We start from the raw sequence: 18,083 nt of genomic DNA, 5'->3' as shown, positions 1-18,083 counted from the left end.
CCGTCACCCCCTTCCGAACGACGCCGGGGCGTCGCTGTTGTTGGTGGGCAGGTACTCGTCCAGCCAGAGATCCAGTTCCCGATAGGCGACGTCGCGCGGGCCCTCCAACGACAAGAACACATCGTGCTTGGCATCGACCACCGGGACGATGGTGCTGCGGTTTCCGACACAGCCTGCCCACCTGGCGATCTGGGTGACGTCGAGAACGGCGTCGCCGCACCGCATGGGCTCCGGGTCCGCGGTTTCGCGCACGCTGTGGTCCGAGCGCAGGATCAGATTCGGCACGCCGACGTCGAGGCCGCGGTGCAGCCGGGCCTGGCCGCGGCGGACGGCGTGCAGCCAACCGAAGGTGATCGGGAAGCCACCCACGGGTTTCCACTGCAGGTTGTAGTCGAATTGCCCGCCATAGTCGCGGTGCAACGTGGTGCCGTAGCCGCCCTCACCCGGCGACCTGGCCACGCCCTTGGACCGCACCCGCGACAGACCCCCGAGCAGCGCCACGGTCGCCGAATGCCGCAGGATGGCCGGGCCGGGCAGATCCAAAAACGGGCTGTTGAGCACCAACCCGCCGATGTCGGCGTGCGCGTCCGGGTTGCGGCGGCGCAACCGATCCAGCCACAACGACACGATGAGCCCGCCCGCGGAATGCCCGTACACCAGCACGTCGCGGGCCTGCGCGCGCACGACGTCCAGGGCGTGCTCGAGTTCGGTGTCGTAGTTGGCGAGGTCGGTGACGAAGTGCGGCGTCTGGCCGTCGCGCCGCGACCGACCGCACTTGTGAAGGTCCAGCGCGTAGAAGGCGAAGCCGCGCGCGGCGAAATGGTCGGCCAGCTCGGTGTGGAAGAAGTAATCGGTGTAGCCGTGCACCGCCAGCACCGCGCGCCCGGCCGGGCCCGCCTGTGCCGGCCCGCGCCGGATCAGGGTCGCGACGATGTCGCCCTCACCGGCGGGATCGCGGCCGAGCGCGATGGTGCGCTGCCAATATCCGGGGAGGACATCGGGCACCCAGCCAGTCACGAGGCAAGCTTAGCTTTTGCTGGGCACGGGGAGCCGCACGTCGTTCGCGCCCACTTTGCCTCGGGATAACCTGGGGATCGGCCCAGTCGAGGGAAGGACCAGCAAGCCGGTGTCATCGCTAGCCACAACCGCGCGGACGGACGTCGTGCTGGTGGGCGCGGGCATCATGAGCGCGACGCTGGGCGCGTTGCTGCGCCGGCTGCAGCCGGAGTGGTCGCTGACCTTCGTCGAACGCCTCGACGCCGTCGCCGCGGAAAGCAGCAGCCCCTGGAACAACGCCGGCACGGGGCATTCGGCGCTGTGCGAGCTGAACTACACCCCGCAGCGCGCCGACGGCTCGATCGACATCAGCAAAGCGGTGCGCATCAACGAGCAGTTTCAGGTGACCCGCCAGTTCTGGGCTCACGCCGTGGAGAACGGCATCCTGACCGATCGGAGCTTTTTGACCCGGATCCCGCACGCGAGCTTCGTGCGCGGGGCGCGGCGCGTGGACTATCTGCGGCGGCGCCGTGACGCGCTGGCGGCCAACCCGCTGTTCGCCGGCATCGAATTGATCGAGGACCCGGGCGAGTTCGCCCGCCGGCTGCCGTTGATGGCCGCCCATCGCGACTTCTCCACGCCGACCGCACTCAACTGGGCCGCCCACGGCACCGACGTCGACTTCGGTGCGCTGTCGCGCCAATTGGTCGGATTCTGTGTGCGGGGCGGCGCGACGGCCCTGTTCGGGCACGAGGTCCGCAACCTGACCCGCGGGTCCGACGGCGGCTGGACGGTGTCGATCCGCAATCGCCGCACCGGCCAAAAGCGCCGCTGTCACGCCAAATTCGTCTTCGTCGGGGCCGGCGGCGACGCGCTGCCCCTGCTGCAGAAGTCCGGCATCAGCGAGGTCAGGGGTTTCGCCGGATTCCCGATCGGCGGCCGGTTCCTGCGCGCCGACAAGCCGGCGCTCACCGCCGCGCATCGGGCCAAGGTGTACGGGGCGCCCGCGCCCGGCGCCCCGCCCCTGGGGGCGCTGCATCTGGACCTGCGCTACGTCAACGACAAGCCGTGGCTGGTGTTCGGCCCGTACGCCGGCTGGTCACCGAAGTTCTTGAAACGCGGGCACTTCACCGACCTGCCCCGCTCGGTGAAGCCGCATAACCTGGCCTCCCTGCTCGGGGTCGGCGCCACCCAGCTGACGCTGCTTGGGTACCTGCTCGGCCAATTGCGGCTCTCCGAGCCGGACCGGCTGCGCATGCTGCGCGAATTCGCGCCCACCGCAGCGGGTTCCGACTGGGAGTTGACCGTGGCCGGTCAGCGCGTGCAGGTGATCCGGCGCGACAGGCGAAAGGGCGGGGTGCTCGACTTCGACACCACGGTGGTGGGGGCCGCCGACGGAAGCATCGCGGGTCTGCTCGGCGGCTCGCCCGGGGCGTCGACCGCGGTGCCGATCATGCTCGACGTGTTGCAGCGGTGCTTTGCCAACCGTTTTCAGTCGTGGTTGCCCGCGCTCAAGGAGATGGTTCCCTCTTTGGGGGCGTCGCTGTCGGACGAGCCGGCGCTCTACGACGAGGTCTTTTCGTGGGGAACGAAGGTACTGGGGTTGGATGTCAATGACTGAAGCACTGCGGCGTATCTGGGCCAAAGACCTTGATGCCCAGACACTTTACGAGCTGCTCAAGTTGAGGGTGGAGGTGTTCGTCGTCGAACAGGCGATCCCGTATCCCGAACTGGACGGCCGTGACCTCCTCGCCGAAACCCGGCACTTCTGGCTGGAGACGGCCGACGGCGAGGTGATCTGTACGCTGCGGCTGATGGAGGAGCACGCCGGAGGCGAGAAGGCGTTCCGCATCGGGCGCCTGTGCACCAAGCGCAGCGCCCGTGGCCAGGGCCACACCACCCGGCTGCTGCGCGCGGCCCTGGCCGAGGTGGGTGACTACCCGTGCCGGATCAACGCGCAGACCTATCTGGCCGACATGTACGCGCAGCACGGATTCGTGCGCGACGGCGACGATTTCGTCGACGACGGCGTCCCGCACGTGCCCATGCTGCGGCCGGGCTCCGGTCTGGCGGCCAAGCCGTGAGGCCCTACCCGTTCAGCGCCATCGTCGGGCACGACCAGCTGCGTCTCGCCCTGCTGTTGTGCGCCGTGCGCCCTGAGATCGGGGGCGCCCTCATCCGCGGCGAGAAGGGCACCGCCAAGTCGACGGCCGTGCGCGGCCTGGCGGCGCTGCTGTGCGCGGCGACCGGCAGCGATTCCGGCCTGGTCGAAATGCCGCTCGGGGCAACCGAAGACAGGGTCATCGGCTCGCTGGATCTGCAGCGGGTGCTGCGCGACGGCGAGCACGCTTTTTCCCCGGGCCTGTTGGCCCGCGCGCACGGCGGGGTGCTCTACGTCGACGAGGTCAACCTGCTGCACGATCATCTCGTCGACGTGCTGCTCGACGCCGCGGCGATGGGGCGGGTGCACATCGAACGCGACGGCATCTCGCATTCGCATGAGGCGCGGTTCGTGTTGATCGGCACCATGAATCCCGAAGAGGGCGAACTGCGTCCGCAGCTGTTGGACCGCTTCGGGCTCACCGTCGACGTGCACGCCTCACGCGACGTCGACGTGCGGGTGCAGGTCATCCGGCAGCGAATGGCGTATGAGGCCGACCCGGACGGCTTCGCGGAGCGATACGCCGCCGCCGACGCCGAGCTGGCCCGGCGCATCGCCGCGGCCCGCGCGCTCGTCGACGATGTGGTGTTGCCCGACAACGAGTTACGGCGCATCGCGGCGCTGTGCGCGGCGTTCGATGTCGACGGCATGCGCGCGGACCTGGTGGTGGCCCGCACCGCCGTCGCCCACGCTGCCTGGCGCGGGGCGCCCGCCGTCGAGGAACAGGACATCCGGGTCGCCGCCGAGCTGGCGCTGCCGCACCGGCGCCGCCGCGACCCCTTCGACGATCCGGGGATCGACCGCGACCAGCTGGACGAAGCCCTGGCGCGGGCCGGCTCCGAGCCGGACCCCGAGCCCGACCCGCCCGGCGGCGGTCAAACGCCGGACACCGAACAGGCTGGGCCACAACGGGACTCGGGGGACAGCACCACGGGGAAGCCGCCGAAGTCCAAGCCCAGCGCGCCTCCGTCGAAAACCTTCCGCACCCGCGCGCTGCGCGTCCCCGGGGTGGGGGAGGGCGCGCCCGGGCGGCGGTCGCGGGCGCGCAACGCCGGCGGCAGCGTCATCGCCGCCACCGACGGGGACGACACCAGTTGCGGCGGGCACGGACTGCACGTGTTCGCCACGCTGCTCTCGGCCGCCGAGCGCGCCGGGGCCGGGCCGCTGCGGCCCGGGCCCGACGACGTGCGCCGCGCCGTGCGCGAGGGACGCGAGGGCAACCTGGTGATCTTCGTGGTGGACGCCTCGGGTTCGATGGCCGCCCGCGACCGGATGGCGGCGGTCAGCGGCGCCACGCTGTCGCTGCTGCGCGACGCCTACCAGCGCCGCGACAAGGTCGCCGTGATCACCTTCCGGCACCAGCAGGCGCAATTGTTGCTACCGCCGACCTCCTCGGCCCACATCGCCGGGCGGCGACTGGCCCGCTTCGACACCGGCGGCAAGACGCCGCTCGCCGAAGGCCTGCTGGCCGCGCGCGAGCTGATCGTCCGGGAGAAGGCGCGCGACCGGGCCCGCCGCGCCCTGGTGGTGGTGCTCACCGACGGCCGGGCCACCGCCGGACCGGATCCGTTGGGCCGCACCCGATCCGCGGCGGCCCGGCTGGTGGCCGAAGGCGCGGCCGCGGTGGTCGTGGATTGCGAGACGTCGTTCGTGCGGCTGGGCCTGGCCGAGCAGCTGGCCCGCCAACTCGGCGCACCCGCCGTTCGGCTGGAGCAGCTGCACGCCGATTCGTTGACGCGTGCGGTACGCGACGTCGCGTGAGAAAGGTAACCCGTTATGCCGCAAGGAGTTCCAGTCCAGGTTCCCGATGATGGCCTGACCACCCGGGCGCGACGTCACACGCCGGTGCTGGCGGTGCACACCGGCGCCGGCAAGGGGAAGTCGACGGCGGCGTTCGGAATGGCGTTGCGGGCCTGGAACGCCGGGCTTTCCGTCGCGGTGTTCCAATTCGTCAAGAGCGCGAAGTGGAAGGTCGGCGAGGAGGCGGCGTTCGCCGCGCTCGGCGACGTGCACGAACAACACGGCGCCGGCGCGCCGGTCGAATGGCACAAGATGGGTGCGGGCTGGTCCTGGACGCGCAAGGCGGGCAGCGACACCGATCACGCGGCGGCCGCGGCCGACGGCTGGGCCGAAATCGCGCGCCGGCTGGCCGACCAGCGCCACGACTTCTACGTGCTCGACGAGTTCACCTATCCGCTGAAGTGGGGCTGGGTCGACGTCCACGAGGTGGTCGAGGTGCTCGCGGCGCGGCCCGGCCACCAGCACGTCGTCATCACCGGACGCGACGCCCCGCGGCCGCTGATCGATGCGGCCGACCTGGTCACCGAGATGACCAAGCTCAAGCATCCGATGGACGCCGGGCGCAAGGGGCAGAAGGGCATCGAGTGGTGAGTGTTCCCGCCATGGTCATCGCCGCACCCTCGTCCGGCAGCGGAAAGACCACCGTGGCAACGGGTTTGATCGGCGCTTTGCGCCGGGCGGGTCACACCGTCGCGCCGTTCAAGGTGGGCCCGGACTTCATCGATCCCGGCTATCACGGCCTGGCCGCAGGCCGGCCGGGCCGCAACCTCGACCCGGTGCTGGTCGGGGAGGGCCTCATCGGCCCTCTGTACGCGCACGGCGCCGCCGGCGCGGACATCGCGGTGATCGAGGGCGTGATGGGGCTGTTCGACGGGCGGATCGGGCCGTCCGCCGCCACCCCCGCCGCCGGATCGACCGCCCACGTCGCCCGCCTGCTGGGCGCACCCGTCGTGCTGGTCATCGACGCGCGCGGTCAAAGCCAGAGCATCGCCGCGCTGCTGCACGGCTTTTCGACGTTCGACACCGCCACCCGGGTCACCGGCGTGATCCTGAACCGGGTCGGCTCGACCCGCCACGAGCAGGTGTTGCGGCAGGCCTGCGAGCAGGCCGGTGTCCCGGTGCTGGGGGCCATCCCGCGGGCGGCCGAATTGGAGCTTCCCACAAGGTATCTGGGGCTCGTCACCGCCGTGGAGTACGGCCGCCGGGCCCGGCAGGCGGTCGACGCGATGACCGCGTTGGTCGCCGCCCACGTCGACCTGGCGTCGGTGATCGCGGTCGCGCGGGCCCCGGCGGCCGGGCAGCCGTGGGATCCGGCGGCGGCGGTGGGGGAGTCGGCGCGGCGGCGCGCCACCGTGGCCGTGGCGGCCGGGAAGGCCTTCAGCTTCGGCTACGCCGAGCACCCGGAGCTGCTGGCGGCCGCCGGCGCGGACGTCGTCGCATTCGATCCGCTCAGCGACGCGTTGCCCGACGGCAGCGATGCGGTGTTGCTGCCCGGCGGCTTTCCCGAACAGTTCACCGCCGAGCTGTCCGCCAACGAGGTCGTGCGCCGGCAGATCAAGGAGCTGGCCGCCGCCGGGGCGCCCGTGCACGCCGAGTGCGCCGGGCTGATCTACCTGGCCACCGAACTCGACGGCCACCCGATGTGCGGCGTGCTGGCCGGACGGGCCCGGTTCACCCCGCAGCTGACGCTGGCCTACCGCGACGCCGTCGCCGTGGCCGATTCCCCGCTGTACACTGCGGGCCAGCGGGCCGTCGGGCACGAATTCCACCGCACCGCAGTCACATTCAGCGACAGCTACCAGCCGGCATGGATGTACCGGGCCCCCGACGCCGACGACGCCGACGATGCCGGCGGGGCCGTGCGCGATGGCGTCGTGCACGGCGGCGTGCACGCGTCGTATCTGCACACCCACCCGGCCGCCGCGCCGGAGGCGGTGGCGCGCTTCGTCGCCCACGCGGCCCGGCGAGCGGGTTCGCGGACGTAACGTCACGGCGAAAAATCCGGCCGAACTTCGCCGCGGCGTTACGCGCGCGATGCCAAGGCCACGAACCACTAAGCTTGCCGGGTGACTGAGAGCGCCTACCTCGTAGGGCTGCGGCTGACCGGTAAGAAGGTCGTCGTCGTGGGCGGCGGCACCGTCGCCCAGCGCCGGTTGCCGTTGCTCATCGCCAGCGGCGCCGACGTCCACGTCATCTCCCGCAGCGCCACCCGGTCGGTCGAGGCCATGACCGGAATCACTCTGGCACTGCGCGAATACCGCGACGGCGACCTCGACGGCGCCTGGTACGCGATCGCGGCCACCGACGACCCGCGCGTCAACGAGGCCGTGGTCGCCGAGGCCGCAAGCCGCCAGATCTTCTGCGTCCGGGCGGACATCGCCGTCGAGGGAACCGCGGTGACGCCAGCGTCTTTCAGCTATGCGGGGCTGTCCGTCGGCGTCCTGGCCGGCGGCGAGCACCGGCGTTCGGCGGCGATCCGCTCGGCCATCCGGGAGGCGCTGCAGACCGGGGTCATCACCCCCGAGGGCCCGGTGGGCTCCGACGCCGTCAAGGGCGGCGTGGCGCTGATCGGGGGCGGTCCCGGCGACCCCGAACTGATCACCGTGCGCGGGCGCCGGCTGCTCGCCCAGGCCGACGTCGTGGTCGCCGACCGCCTCGCGCCGCCGGAACTGCTCGCCGAACTGCCCCCACACGTGGAAGTCATCGACGCCGCCAAGATCCCGTACGGGCGGGCGATGGCCCAGGACGCCATCAACGACGTGATGATCGAACGCGCCCGGGCCGGAAGCTTCGTGGTGCGCCTCAAAGGGGGGGACCCCTTCGTCTTCGCCCGCGGCTACGAGGAGGTGCTCGCGTGCGCCGAGGCCGGGATCCCGGTCACCGTGGTGCCGGGTGTGACAAGCGCCATAGGGGTGCCCGCACTGGCGGGTGTCCCCGTCACCCATCGGGCGATCAACCACGAGTTCGTGGTGGTCAGCGGCCATCTCCCACCCGGGCATCCCGAATCGTTAGTGAATTGGGATGCGCTGGCCGCGATGTCCGGCACGATTGTTTTGCTGATGGCCGTCGAACGCATCGAACTTTTCGCCGAAGCCCTTTTGGCAGGCGGTCGACCAGCGGATACGCCCGTGCTTGTCGTTCAGCACGGAACGACGGCCGCTCAACACACTTTGCGGGCCACCCTCGCCGACACGCCCGAAAAGATTCGCGCCGAGGGGATCCGACCTCCCGCGATCATCGTGATCGGCGCCGTGGCGGCTTTCGGGGTTTAAACGCTTCTTAAGATTACTGTAAGGTAACCCTTTATGACGGCTCTCAACGACTCAGAGCGCGCTGTCCAAAACTGGACGTCTGCACGCCCCGATCGTCCGGCCCCGGTGCGCACGGCGGAGACCGCCGCAAAGCCCCCGGCGGAGACCGCCTCCAATCGCATCAGCAAGTACTACCCGGCGTGGCTGCCCTCGCGACGCTTCATCGCGGCCGTCATCGCCATCGGCGGTATGCAGCTGCTTGCGACGATGGACAGCACCGTCGCGATCGTCGCGCTCCCCAAGATCCAAAACGAGCTCAGCCTGTCCGACGCCGGCCGCAGCTGGGTGATCACCGCATACGTGCTGACATTCGGCGGGCTGATGCTGCTCGGCGGGCGGCTCGGCGACACCATCGGGCGCAAGCGCACCTTCATCGTCGGTGTCGCCCTGTTCACCATCTCCTCCGTGCTGTGCGCCGTCGCCTGGGACGAGGCGACCATGGTCATCGCCCGGCTGTCGCAGGGCGTCGGGTCGGCCATCGCCTCGCCGACGGGCCTGGCGCTGGTGGCGACCACCTTCCCCAAGGGACCGGCGCGCAACTTCGCGACCGCGGTCTTCGCCGCGATGACGGCCGTCGGCTCGGTGATGGGCCTCGTGGTCGGGGGAGCGCTCACCGAGGTGTCGTGGCGGCTGGCGTTCCTGGTGAACGTGCCGATCGGCCTGGTGATGATGTATTTGGCCCGCACCGCGCTGCGCGAGACCAACCGCGAGCGGATGAAGCTGGACGCCACCGGCGCCATGCTGGCCACCCTGACGTGCACCGCCGCGGTGTTCGCCTTCTCGATGGGGCCGGAAAAGGGGTGGGTTTCGATCACCACCATCGGTTCGGGTGTGGTGGCGATGCTCGCCGGGCTGGGCTTCATCATCGTGGAGCGCACCGCCGAGAACCCCGTCGTGCCGTTCGATCTGTTCCGCGACCGCAACCGCCTGGTCACGTTCACCGCGATCTTCCTGGCCGGCGGGCTGATGTTCAGCCTGACCGTGTGCATCGGCCTGTACGTGCAGGACATCCTCGGCTACAGCGCGCTGCACGCCGGCGTCGGCTTCATCCCGTTCGTCATCGCGATGGGGATCGGCCTCGGCATCTCCTCGCAGCTGGTGTCGCGGTTCTCGCCGCGGGTCTTGACCATCGGCGGCGGCATCTTGCTCTTCTGGGCGATGCTCTACGGCTGGGCGTTCATGCACCGCGGCGTCGCCTACTTCCCCAACCTGGTGTTGCCGATCGTGGTCGGCGGGATCGGCATCGGCATGGCCGTCGTGCCCCTGACGCTGTCGGCCATCGCCGGTGTGGGTTTCGATCAGATCGGTCCCGTCTCCGCGGTCACGCTGATGCTGCAAAGCCTGGGTGGCCCGCTCGTGTTGGCCGTCATCCAGGCCGTGATCACTTCGCGGACACTGTATTTGGGCGGCACCACCGGCCCGGTGAAGAACATGAACGACGCGCAGCTGCAGGCGCTCGACCACGGCTATACCTACGGCCTGCTGTGGGTGGCCGGGGTGGCCGTCATCGTCGGCGGTGCCGCGCTGCTCATCGGCTACACACCCGACCAGGTTGCGCACGCGCAAGAGGTCAAGGAAGCGATGGACGCCGGGGAGCTGTAGCTCGCTGACCCTCCGCGAGAGTGCAGCTACCTACGTCCTACTCGGGAAACGCGTCGCTGGTTGCAGTCTCGGGCTGCCGGATACCGGGCCCCGCGTCACCGCTAGGCTAGCCCGCTGTGATCACCCGGATGTCCCAGCTGTTTTTGCGCACGTTGCGCGACGATCCCGCCGACGCCGAAGTCGCCAGCCACAAGCTGCTGATCCGGGCCGGCTACATCCGGCCCGTCGCGCCCGGGCTGTACAGCTGGCTGCCGCTGGGCCTGCGGGTGCTGCGCCGCATCGAGGGCATCGTCCGCGAGGAGATGAATGCCATTGGCGGGCAAGAGATCCTGTTTCCCGCCCTGCTGCCCCGCGCGCCCTACGAGGCGACGAACCGGTGGACCGAATACGGCGACTCGGTGTTCCGGCTCAAAGACCGCCGCGGTAACGACTACCTGCTGGGCCCGACGCACGAGGAGTTGTTCACCCTGACGGTCAAGGGCGAATACAGCTCCTACAAAGACTTTCCGGTCCTGCTCTACCAAATCCAGAACAAGTACCGCGACGAGGCGCGGCCGCGCGCCGGCATCCTGCGCGTGCGGGAGTTCCTGATGAAGGACTCCTACTCGTTCGACGTCGACGACGCCGGGCTCAAGGCCGCCTACCACGCGCACCGCGAGGCCTATCAGCGCATCTTCGCGCGCCTGCAGGTGCGCTACGTCATCGTCTCGGCGGTCTCCGGCGCCATGGGCGGCAGCGCCTCCGAGGAGTTTCTGGCCGAAAGCCCGGTCGGCGAGGACACCTTCGTGCGCTGCCTGGAGTCCGGCTACGCGGCCAACGTCGAGGCCGTCGTCACCGCGCGCCCGGAGGCGCAGCCGATCGACGGGCTGCCCGAGGCGGTGGTCCACGACACCGGCGACACCCCGACCATCGCCACCCTGGTGGACTGGGCCAACACCGCCGACCTGGGCCGCACCGTCACCGCGGCCGACACACTGAAGAACGTCCTGCTCAAGGTGCGCGAGCCCGGTGGGGACTGGGAGCTGCTGGCCATCGGGCTACCCGGCGACCGTGAGGTCGACGACAAGCGGCTGGGCGCGGCGCTCGAACCGGCCGAATACGCGATGCTCGACGACGCCGACTTCGCCAAGTACCCCTTTCTGGTGAAGGGCTACATCGGTCCGAAAGCGTTGCGCGACAACGGTGTTCGCTACCTGGTCGATCCACGCGTGGTGGACGGCACCAGCTGGATCACCGGGGCCGACGAGCCTGGCCGGCACGTCGTCGGGCTGGTCGCCGGCCGCGATTTCACCGCCGACGGCACCATCGAGGCCGCCGAGGTGCGCGACGGGGACCCGTCGCCGGACGGCGCGGGCCCGCTGGTGTCGGCGCGCGGCATCGAGGTCGCGCACATCTTCCAGCTCGGCCGCAAATACACCGACGCCTTCACCGCCGACGTGCTCGGCGAGGACGGCAAGCCGGTGCGCCTGACGATGGGCTCCTACGGCCTGGGCGTCTCGCGGATGGTGGCCGTGATCGCCGAGCAGCATCACGACGAGCTGGGGCTGCGGTGGCCGTCGTCGGTCGCGCCCTTCGACGTCCACCTGGTGATCGCCAACAAGGACGACCGGGCCCGCACCGGGGCCACCGAGCTCGCCGGCGAGCTCGACCGGCTGGGCGTCGACGTGCTGCTCGATGACCGCCAGGCGTCACCCGGCGTGAAGTTCAAGGATGCCGAGCTGTTGGGCGTGCCCTGGATCGTGGTGGTGGGGCGCGGCTGGGCGGACGGCGTGGTGGAACTGCGCGACCGCTTCGGCGGGCAAACCCGCGAACTGGCGACGGGGGCGTCGCTGGCCTCCGACATCGCGGCGGCGCTTGAGACGGGCTAGTCGTTGCCGCCCGGGAAGCTCGTCGTGATCGGCCAGGCGCCCAACACCCGGTTCCACCGGGCGGCCATGACCGCGCTTTGCACCAGCGCCGTCGAAGCGAACGCCCGGTCCTCGGCGGTCTCGGCGTGTTCGGCGACAACGCGCCACGCGCCGGCGCCGTCGTTCTCCATCCGCGCGGCCAGCCGCGCCGCGTCCGCCGGGCTGCCGACCACCAGGGGCAGCTGGTAGCCGGCGGCGGCAACCGGGGCGGTGACCTTGCGGGCGGTCAGCATCGCGATGACGTCGTCGCGGCGCTGCCGGTGCTGCTCGAGCGCCTCCACCACCATGCCGTTGACGCTGGGCGGCGACATGGCCGAGACGATGCCGTAGCCGTAGATCGTCGAATGTTCGATGGCTAGCGCGTCGGACAGCGCGGCGTTGTCGGCGTCCTTCCCCGAGCTCATATCGACGGCCCCCCGGGCACCAGCGCCACGGTGTAGGACGCCGTGCAGGACGCGGCGATCGAGGCGAGCAGCCCGGCCCGGTAGCCGGATTCGGTGCCGACCAGGCGAGCGGCGCTGTCGGCCGAGGCGTGCAGCGCGTTGATCACGTCGGCCACCGGCGGCGGGGGAGGCGGGGGACCGGCCGGCTCGGCCTGACTCGGGCTGGGCGTTTCGCTCGACGACGGCGCGGCGAGCTTGCCGGCGGCCCGCGCGATCTCGGTGGACAGCGCGCGGGCGTGCGCGGCGCGCTGGCTCGCCACCACCGTCAGCGCGGCGGCGACCTGCGGGGGGTTCCCGACGGCCGAGGCGGCGGCACTCGCCAGCGCGCTGTCGTGGCGCGCCTGGTCCAACGGGCCCAGCAGTTGTTCGACGGGCGGGGGCTTGGGCGCGGACTTTCCGCACGCGGACACCACACCGAGCGCGGCCAAAGCGACGCCGCCGGAGAGGACGTCTCGCCGGTTGACGAACGGAACTGCGCTAGGCACAAGCACATCCTGCCACCGGTGCGTCGGCGGGCACGAAGCCAGCACGCGATCGCGCCGCCATCCGCGATTCCTGGCGTATCGTGGATAGCTGGTTCTCGCAGAGGACAGCCAGCACGTTCTCCGCCGGGACACCGGAAGCCGGACGCGAAGCCATCGCGGCGGCGACATCCGCCAGATGACCGGACAACTCAAGATGAGGAGCTCGCCGTGACCACCGGGCTACCGTCGCAGACGCAGGTGATCGAGCTACTCGATGCAGAGTTTGCGCGCGCGGGATACGAGATCGAAGACGTGGTCATCGACGCACGCACCCGGCCCCCACGCATCACGGTGATCGCCGACGGCGACGACGGCCTCGACCTGGACACGGCCGCCACGCTGTCACGCTCGGCGTCGGCGCTGCTCGACGATCTGGACACCATCGGCGACCACTACGTGCTCGAGGTCTCCTCGCCCGGCGTTGACCGCCCCCTGACCAGCGCGAAGCACTTCCGCCGCGCCCGCGGCCGCAAGGTCGACGTCACCCTCTCCGACGGATCGACGCTGACCGGCCGCATCGGCGAGACGAACGAGGACGCCGTCGCGCTGGTGGTTCGCACCGGCCGGGACTGGGCGATCCGCGAAATCTCGCTCGGTGATGTCGTCAAAGCTGTTGTCCAGGTGGAGTTTTCGCCCCCTGCCGACGCCGAACTGGCACTGGCGAAGCGTGGGGCTGGGGAGGAGCGGTGCTGATGAACCGCGCCGGCGACGATGCAGAGCGTAGCGATGAGAAGGAGCGGTGCTGATGAACCGCGCCGGCGACGATGCAGAGCGTAGCGATGAGAAGGAGCGGTGCTGATGAACCGCGCCGGCGACGATGCAGAGCGTAGCGATGAGAAGGAGCGGTGCTGATGAACCGCGCCGGCGACGATGCAGAGCGTAGCGATGAGGAGGAGCGGTGCTGATGAACCGCGCCGGCGACGATGCAGAGCGTAGCGATGAGAAGGAGCGGTGCTGATGAACCGCGCCGGCGACGATGCAGAGCGTAGCGATGAGAAGGAGCGGCGCAGATGAACATCGACATGGCCGCACTGCATGCGATCGAGGTGGATCGGGGCATCTCGGTCAATGAGCTGCTCGAGACCATCAAGTCCGCGCTGCTCACCGCCTACCGGCACACCGAGGGCCATCAGAACGACGCGCGGATCGAGATCGACCGCAAGACCGGCGTCGTCCGGGTGATCGCCCGGGAGACCGACGAAGACGACAACGTCATCAGCGAATGGGACGACACCCCCGAGGGCTTCGGCCGCATCGCCGCCACCACCGCACGCCAGGTGATGCTGCAGCGATTTCGCGATGCCGAGAACGAGCGCACCTACGGTGAGTTCTCCACGCGTGAGGGCGAGATCGTCGCGGGCGTGATCCAGCGTGACAGCCGGGCCAACGCGCGCGGCCTGGTGGTGGTGCGGATGGGCACCGAGACGAAGGCGTCCGAGGGCGTGATCCCGGCGGCCGAGCAGGTCCCCGGCGAAAGCTACGAACACGGCAACCGCGTGCGGTGTTACGTGATCGGGGTGACCCGCGGGGCCCGCGAGCCGCTGATCACGCTGTCGCGCACCCACCCCAACCTGGTTCGCAAGCTGTTCTCCCTGGAGGTGCCCGAGATCGCCGACGAGTCGGTCGAAATCGTGGCCGTGGCGCGCGAGGCCGGCCATCGCTCCAAGATCGCGGTGAAGTCGAACCTGCCCGGCCTGAACGCCAAGGGCGCCTGCATCGGCCCGATGGGTCAGCGGGTCCGCAACGTGATGAGCGAGCTATCCGGCGAGAAGATCGACATCATCGACTACGACGAGGACCCGGCCCGCTTCGTCGCCAACGCGCTGTCACCCGCCAAGGTGGTCTCGGTGTCGATCATCGACCCGTCCGCCCGCGCCGCCCGGGTGGTCGTCCCCGACTTCCAGTTGTCACTGGCCATCGGCAAGGAGGGCCAGAACGCGCGGCTGGCCGCCCGGCTCACCGGCTGGCGCATCGACATCCGCGGGGACTCGCCCGGCGGGCATCCGGAGAACGAGCCCGAACACGGCGCCACCCACGGAATGGCCCACGACCGCTAGGGCGCGCCCGCACATCCTCGGGCGGTGCTGACCATCGATCCGGTGACGCTAGACTATTTCTGATCCAGCGTGAGCCTTCGGCCTCCGAAACCCAGAAGGGCGCACCGACACATGGGTGGACCCGTGCGGACGTGTATCGGGTGCCGAAAGCAAGAGTTGGCCGTCGAACTGCTTCGCGTGGTGGCTGTGCCGACCGGGAACGGCGAATTCGCCGTGATCGTTGACACAGGCAGTCGCCTGCCGGGGCGGGGTGCGTGGCTGCATCCCGTGCCGCACTGCGCACAACAGGCGATCCGGCGGCGGGCTTTCACCAAGGCGCTGCGCATCACCGGTTCACCGGACACCTCCGCGGTGGTCGAGCACATAGAGTCGCTGAGTGCGCCCGATCGCCCGGCAACAGAACAGGTAGCAAAGAACATGAGCACACCGTGAAGTCCCGATGACAATGTGTCATAGCTAAACCCGAGGCGCGGCCCCACGACTGTCGCCTCATAGACAGGAGATGTAGTGGCAGGTAAGGCCCGCGTACACGAGTTGGCTAAGGAACTCGGTGTCACCAGCAAGGAAGTCCTCGCCCGACTGAATGATCAGGGCGAATTCGTCAAATCCGCATCGTCGACGGTAGAAGCACCGGTCGCTCGCCGGCTGCGCGAGTCCTTCGGGGGCGGCAAGCCCGCGGCCGAGAAGGCCCCCGCGAAGGCCGCGAAAGGCGACGCCAAGGCGTCCGCCAAGGCCCCCGACAAGTCGCTCGACGCGGCCCTCGACAACGCGATCAACAAGCCCGCCGGCAACGGCGAAGCGACCGCGACGCCGGCCCAGCCCGGTGGCGCGGCGCCCGCCGCCGCCGCCCAGGCCTCCGGCGCCGCGCCGAGCGACGCCCCGGCGCGACCGGGGCCGGCCCCCGCGCGCCCGTCGGAGCCGTCGCCAGGGCAGCCGAAGCCGCCCGCTCCCGGTCTTGTTCCGCACCCCGGCATGACGCCAGACCCGCGCCCCGGCCCCATCCCCAAGCCCCGCGCCCCGCGCGTCGGCAACAACCCGTTCTCGTCGGCGCAACCCGTCGACCGGCCCATCGCGCGCCCGGCGGCGCCGCGTCCCGGAGCGCCCCGCCCGGGCGCGCCGCGGCCCGGCGCCTCCCCGGGCAACATGCCACCCCGGCCCGCCGGCGCGGCCGGACAGGGCCGCCCGCCGCGCCCCGGCGCCCCGCGGCCCGGCGGCGGCCGGCCCGGTGGTCCCGGCGGTCGTGACGGGGGAGGCGGCAACTACCGCGGCGGAGGCGGCGGAGTCGGCGCCCCGCCCGGAGGCGGCGGCGGTTTCCGCGGCCGGCCCGGTGGCGGCGGTGGCCGTCCCGGCCAGCGCGGCGGTGCGGCCGGCGCGTTCGGCCGTCCCGGCGGCGCGCCCCGGCGTGGCCGCAAGTCGAAGCGGGCGAAGCGCGCCGAGTACGAGAACATGCAGGCCCCGGTCGTCGGCGGTGTGCGGTTGCCGCACGGCAACGGCGAGACGATCCGGCTGGCCCGCGGCGCGTCGCTCTCCGACTTCGCCGACAAGATCAACGCCAACCCGGCCTCGCTGGTGCAGGCGCTGTTCAACCTCGGTGAGATGGTGACGGCCACCCAATCGGTGGGCGACGAGACGCTCGAGCTGCTGGGCAGCGAGATGAACTACGTCGTCCAGGTCGTCAGCCCGGAGGACGAGGACCGCGAGCTGCTCGAGTCCTTCGATCTGACCTACGGCGAGGACGAAGGCACCGAGGAAGACCTGCAGACCCGCCCGCCGGTGGTGACCGTGATGGGTCACGTCGACCACGGTAAGACCCGGCTGCTGGACACCATCCGTAAGGCCAACGTGCGCGAGGCCGAGGCGGGCGGCATCACCCAGCACATCGGCGCCTACCAGGTGTCCGTCGAGCACGACGGCGACGAGCGGCCGATCACCTTCATCGACACCCCGGGTCACGAGGCGTTCACCGCCATGCGTGCCCGCGGCGCGAAGGCCACCGACATCGCGATCCTGGTGGTGGCCGCCGACGACGGTGTCATGCCCCAGACGGTGGAGGCCATCAACCACGCGCAGGCCGCCGACGTGCCCATCGTGGTCGCGGTCAACAAGATCGACGTGGAGGGCGCCGACCCGGCCAAGATCCGTGGCCAGCTCACCGAATACGGTTTGGTGGCAGAGGATTTCGGTGGCGAGACGATGTTCGTCGACATCTCCGCCAAGCAGGGCACCAACATCGACGCGCTGCTCGAGGCGGTCCTGCTGACCGCCGACGCCGCCCTGGACCTGCGGGCCAACCCCGACATGGAGGCCCAGGGTGTCGCGATCGAGGCGCACCTGGACCGCGGCCGCGGGCCGGTCGCGACCGTGCTGGTGCAGCGCGGCACGCTGCGCGTCGGCGACTCGGTGGTCGCCGGCGACGCCTACGGGCGCGTGCGCCGCATGGTCGACGAGCACGGCGACGACGTCGAAGAGGCGTTGCCGTCGCGGCCCGTGCAGGTCATCGGGTTCACGTCGGTGCCCGGCGCCGGTGACAACCTGCTGGTCGTCGACGAGGACCGCATCGCCCGCCAGATCGCCGACAAGCGCAGCGCCCGCAAGCGCAACGCGCTGGCGGCCCGCTCGCGCAAGCGGATCAGCCTGGAGGACCTGGACTCGGCGCTGAAGGAAACCAGCCAGCTGAACCTGATCCTCAAGGGCGACAACGCCGGTACGGTCGAGGCGCTCGAAGAGGCCCTGATGGGCATCCAGATCGACGACGAGGTGGCGCTGCGCGTCATCGACCGCGGCGTCGGTGGCATCACCGAAACCAACGTCAACCTGGCGTCGGCGTCGGACGCGGTGATCATCGGCTTCAACGTGCGGGCCGAGGGCAAGGCCACCGAGCTGGCCAACCGCGAGGGCGTGGAGATCCGCTACTACTCGGTGATCTACCAGGCGATCGACGAGATCGAGAAGGCCCTGCGCGGCATGCTCAAGCCGATCTACGAGGAGAACCAGCTGGGTCGCGCCGAGATCCGGGCGATCTTCCGGTCCTCCAAGGTCGGCATCATCGCCGGCTGCATGATCAGCTCCGGCGTGGTGCGGCGCAACGCCAAGGCCCGGTTGCTGCGCGACAACGTCGTGGTCACCGAGAACCTCACGATCAACTCGCTGCGACGCGAAAAGGATGATGTGACCGAGGTCCGCGAGGGCTTCGAATGCGGTATGACGCTGGGCTATTCCGACATCAAGGAAGGCGACATCATCGAGTCCTACGAGCTGGTCCAAAAGGAACGGTCGTGACCC

The 18,083-nt window shown here is 70.4% G+C and carries 15 protein-coding genes; 12 read left to right on the top strand and 3 right to left on the bottom strand.

Going from position 1 to position 18,083, the window contains the following annotated elements; genetic code table 11:
• Nucleotides 1-3: 3 nt before the first annotated feature.
• Nucleotides 4-1,017, bottom strand: a complete 1,014-nt coding sequence (locus OCQ_RS17810; protein ID WP_008258758.1) for an alpha/beta hydrolase — start codon at nucleotides 1,015-1,017, stop codon at nucleotides 4-6.
• Between the two features lie 166 nt (nucleotides 1,018-1,183).
• On the opposite strand from OCQ_RS17810, the gene mqo reads away from it, so the two are divergent.
• The 8 genes from mqo to OCQ_RS17770 all read left to right on the top strand — a co-directional run bounded on the left by mqo (nucleotide 1,184) and on the right by OCQ_RS17770 (nucleotide 11,738).
• Nucleotides 1,184-2,617, top strand: a complete 1,434-nt coding sequence (gene mqo, locus OCQ_RS17805) for a malate dehydrogenase (quinone) (RefSeq protein ID WP_050989421.1) — start codon at nucleotides 1,184-1,186, stop codon at nucleotides 2,615-2,617.
• On the top strand, nucleotides 2,610-3,080 hold the full coding sequence (locus tag OCQ_RS17800; RefSeq protein ID WP_008258755.1) for a GNAT family N-acetyltransferase: 471 nt from the start codon (nucleotides 2,610-2,612) through the stop codon (nucleotides 3,078-3,080). Before mqo ends, OCQ_RS17800 begins: the two co-directional genes overlap by 8 nt.
• Nucleotides 3,077-4,918: a magnesium chelatase subunit D family protein gene (locus OCQ_RS17795; RefSeq protein ID WP_014385433.1), complete on the top strand. Its 1,842-nt coding sequence runs from the start codon at nucleotides 3,077-3,079 to the stop codon at nucleotides 4,916-4,918. The genes OCQ_RS17800 and OCQ_RS17795 overlap by 4 nt, the downstream gene beginning before the upstream one ends.
• A gap of 15 nt (nucleotides 4,919-4,933) precedes the next feature.
• Nucleotides 4,934-5,548 (top strand): cob(I)yrinic acid a,c-diamide adenosyltransferase, encoded by a 615-nt coding sequence (gene cobO, locus OCQ_RS17790; protein WP_009956278.1) that lies wholly within the window; start codon nucleotides 4,934-4,936, stop codon nucleotides 5,546-5,548.
• Between the two features lie 11 nt (nucleotides 5,549-5,559).
• On the top strand, nucleotides 5,560-6,942 hold the full coding sequence (locus OCQ_RS17785) for a cobyrinate a,c-diamide synthase (protein WP_014385432.1): 1,383 nt from the start codon (nucleotides 5,560-5,562) through the stop codon (nucleotides 6,940-6,942).
• 81 nt (nucleotides 6,943-7,023) lie between these two features.
• Nucleotides 7,024-8,229 carry a uroporphyrinogen-III C-methyltransferase gene (gene cobA, locus OCQ_RS17780; RefSeq protein WP_014385431.1) on the top strand — a complete coding sequence of 402 codons (1,206 nt, stop codon included), beginning with the start codon at nucleotides 7,024-7,026 and terminating at the stop codon, nucleotides 8,227-8,229.
• A gap of 33 nt (nucleotides 8,230-8,262) precedes the next feature.
• Complete coding sequence (locus OCQ_RS17775) at nucleotides 8,263-9,870, top strand: MFS transporter (protein WP_041785119.1); 1,608 nt, start codon at nucleotides 8,263-8,265, stop codon at nucleotides 9,868-9,870.
• A gap of 116 nt (nucleotides 9,871-9,986) precedes the next feature.
• The gene (locus OCQ_RS17770) at nucleotides 9,987-11,738 is read left to right on the top strand and encodes a proline--tRNA ligase (RefSeq protein ID WP_014385429.1); all 1,752 of its coding nucleotides are present in this window, start codon (nucleotides 9,987-9,989) and stop codon (nucleotides 11,736-11,738) included.
• Here the strand turns inward: OCQ_RS17770 and OCQ_RS17765 are convergent.
• Both OCQ_RS17765 and OCQ_RS17760 read right to left on the bottom strand, forming a co-directional pair.
• Nucleotides 11,735-12,181 (bottom strand): ferritin-like domain-containing protein, encoded by a 447-nt coding sequence (locus tag OCQ_RS17765; RefSeq protein WP_008258734.1) that lies wholly within the window; start codon nucleotides 12,179-12,181, stop codon nucleotides 11,735-11,737. The two genes, OCQ_RS17770 and OCQ_RS17765, sit on opposite strands and share 4 nt — an antisense overlap.
• Nucleotides 12,178-12,705 carry a hypothetical protein gene (locus OCQ_RS17760; RefSeq protein WP_014380661.1) on the bottom strand — a complete coding sequence of 176 codons (528 nt, stop codon included), beginning with the start codon at nucleotides 12,703-12,705 and terminating at the stop codon, nucleotides 12,178-12,180. The genes OCQ_RS17765 and OCQ_RS17760 overlap by 4 nt, the downstream gene beginning before the upstream one ends.
• Nucleotides 12,706-12,912: 207 nt before the next feature.
• On the opposite strand from OCQ_RS17760, the gene rimP reads away from it, so the two are divergent.
• The 4 genes from rimP to infB all read left to right on the top strand — a co-directional run bounded on the left by rimP (nucleotide 12,913) and on the right by infB (nucleotide 18,080).
• Nucleotides 12,913-13,437, top strand: coding sequence for a ribosome maturation factor RimP (gene rimP / locus OCQ_RS17755; protein WP_014385427.1), 525 nt, complete (start codon nucleotides 12,913-12,915; stop codon nucleotides 13,435-13,437).
• A 317-nt stretch (nucleotides 13,438-13,754) separates the two neighbouring features.
• Nucleotides 13,755-14,801 carry a transcription termination factor NusA gene (gene nusA, locus OCQ_RS17750; protein WP_009955964.1) on the top strand — a complete coding sequence of 349 codons (1,047 nt, stop codon included), beginning with the start codon at nucleotides 13,755-13,757 and terminating at the stop codon, nucleotides 14,799-14,801.
• Nucleotides 14,802-14,957: 156 nt separating this feature from the next.
• Nucleotides 14,958-15,233 carry a YlxR family protein gene (locus OCQ_RS17745; protein WP_009955965.1) on the top strand — a complete coding sequence of 92 codons (276 nt, stop codon included), beginning with the start codon at nucleotides 14,958-14,960 and terminating at the stop codon, nucleotides 15,231-15,233.
• Between the two features lie 75 nt (nucleotides 15,234-15,308).
• Entirely contained in the window at nucleotides 15,309-18,080 is a 2,772-nt protein-coding gene (gene infB, locus OCQ_RS17740) for a translation initiation factor IF-2 (RefSeq protein ID WP_041785118.1), read from the top strand.
• Nucleotides 18,081-18,083: the final 3 nt, after the last annotated feature.

The organism is Mycobacterium paraintracellulare (assembly GCF_000276825.1).
GTDB lineage: Bacteria > Actinomycetota > Actinomycetes > Mycobacteriales > Mycobacteriaceae > Mycobacterium > Mycobacterium intracellulare.
This window is presented reverse-complemented; position numbering and strand designations above follow the sequence as displayed.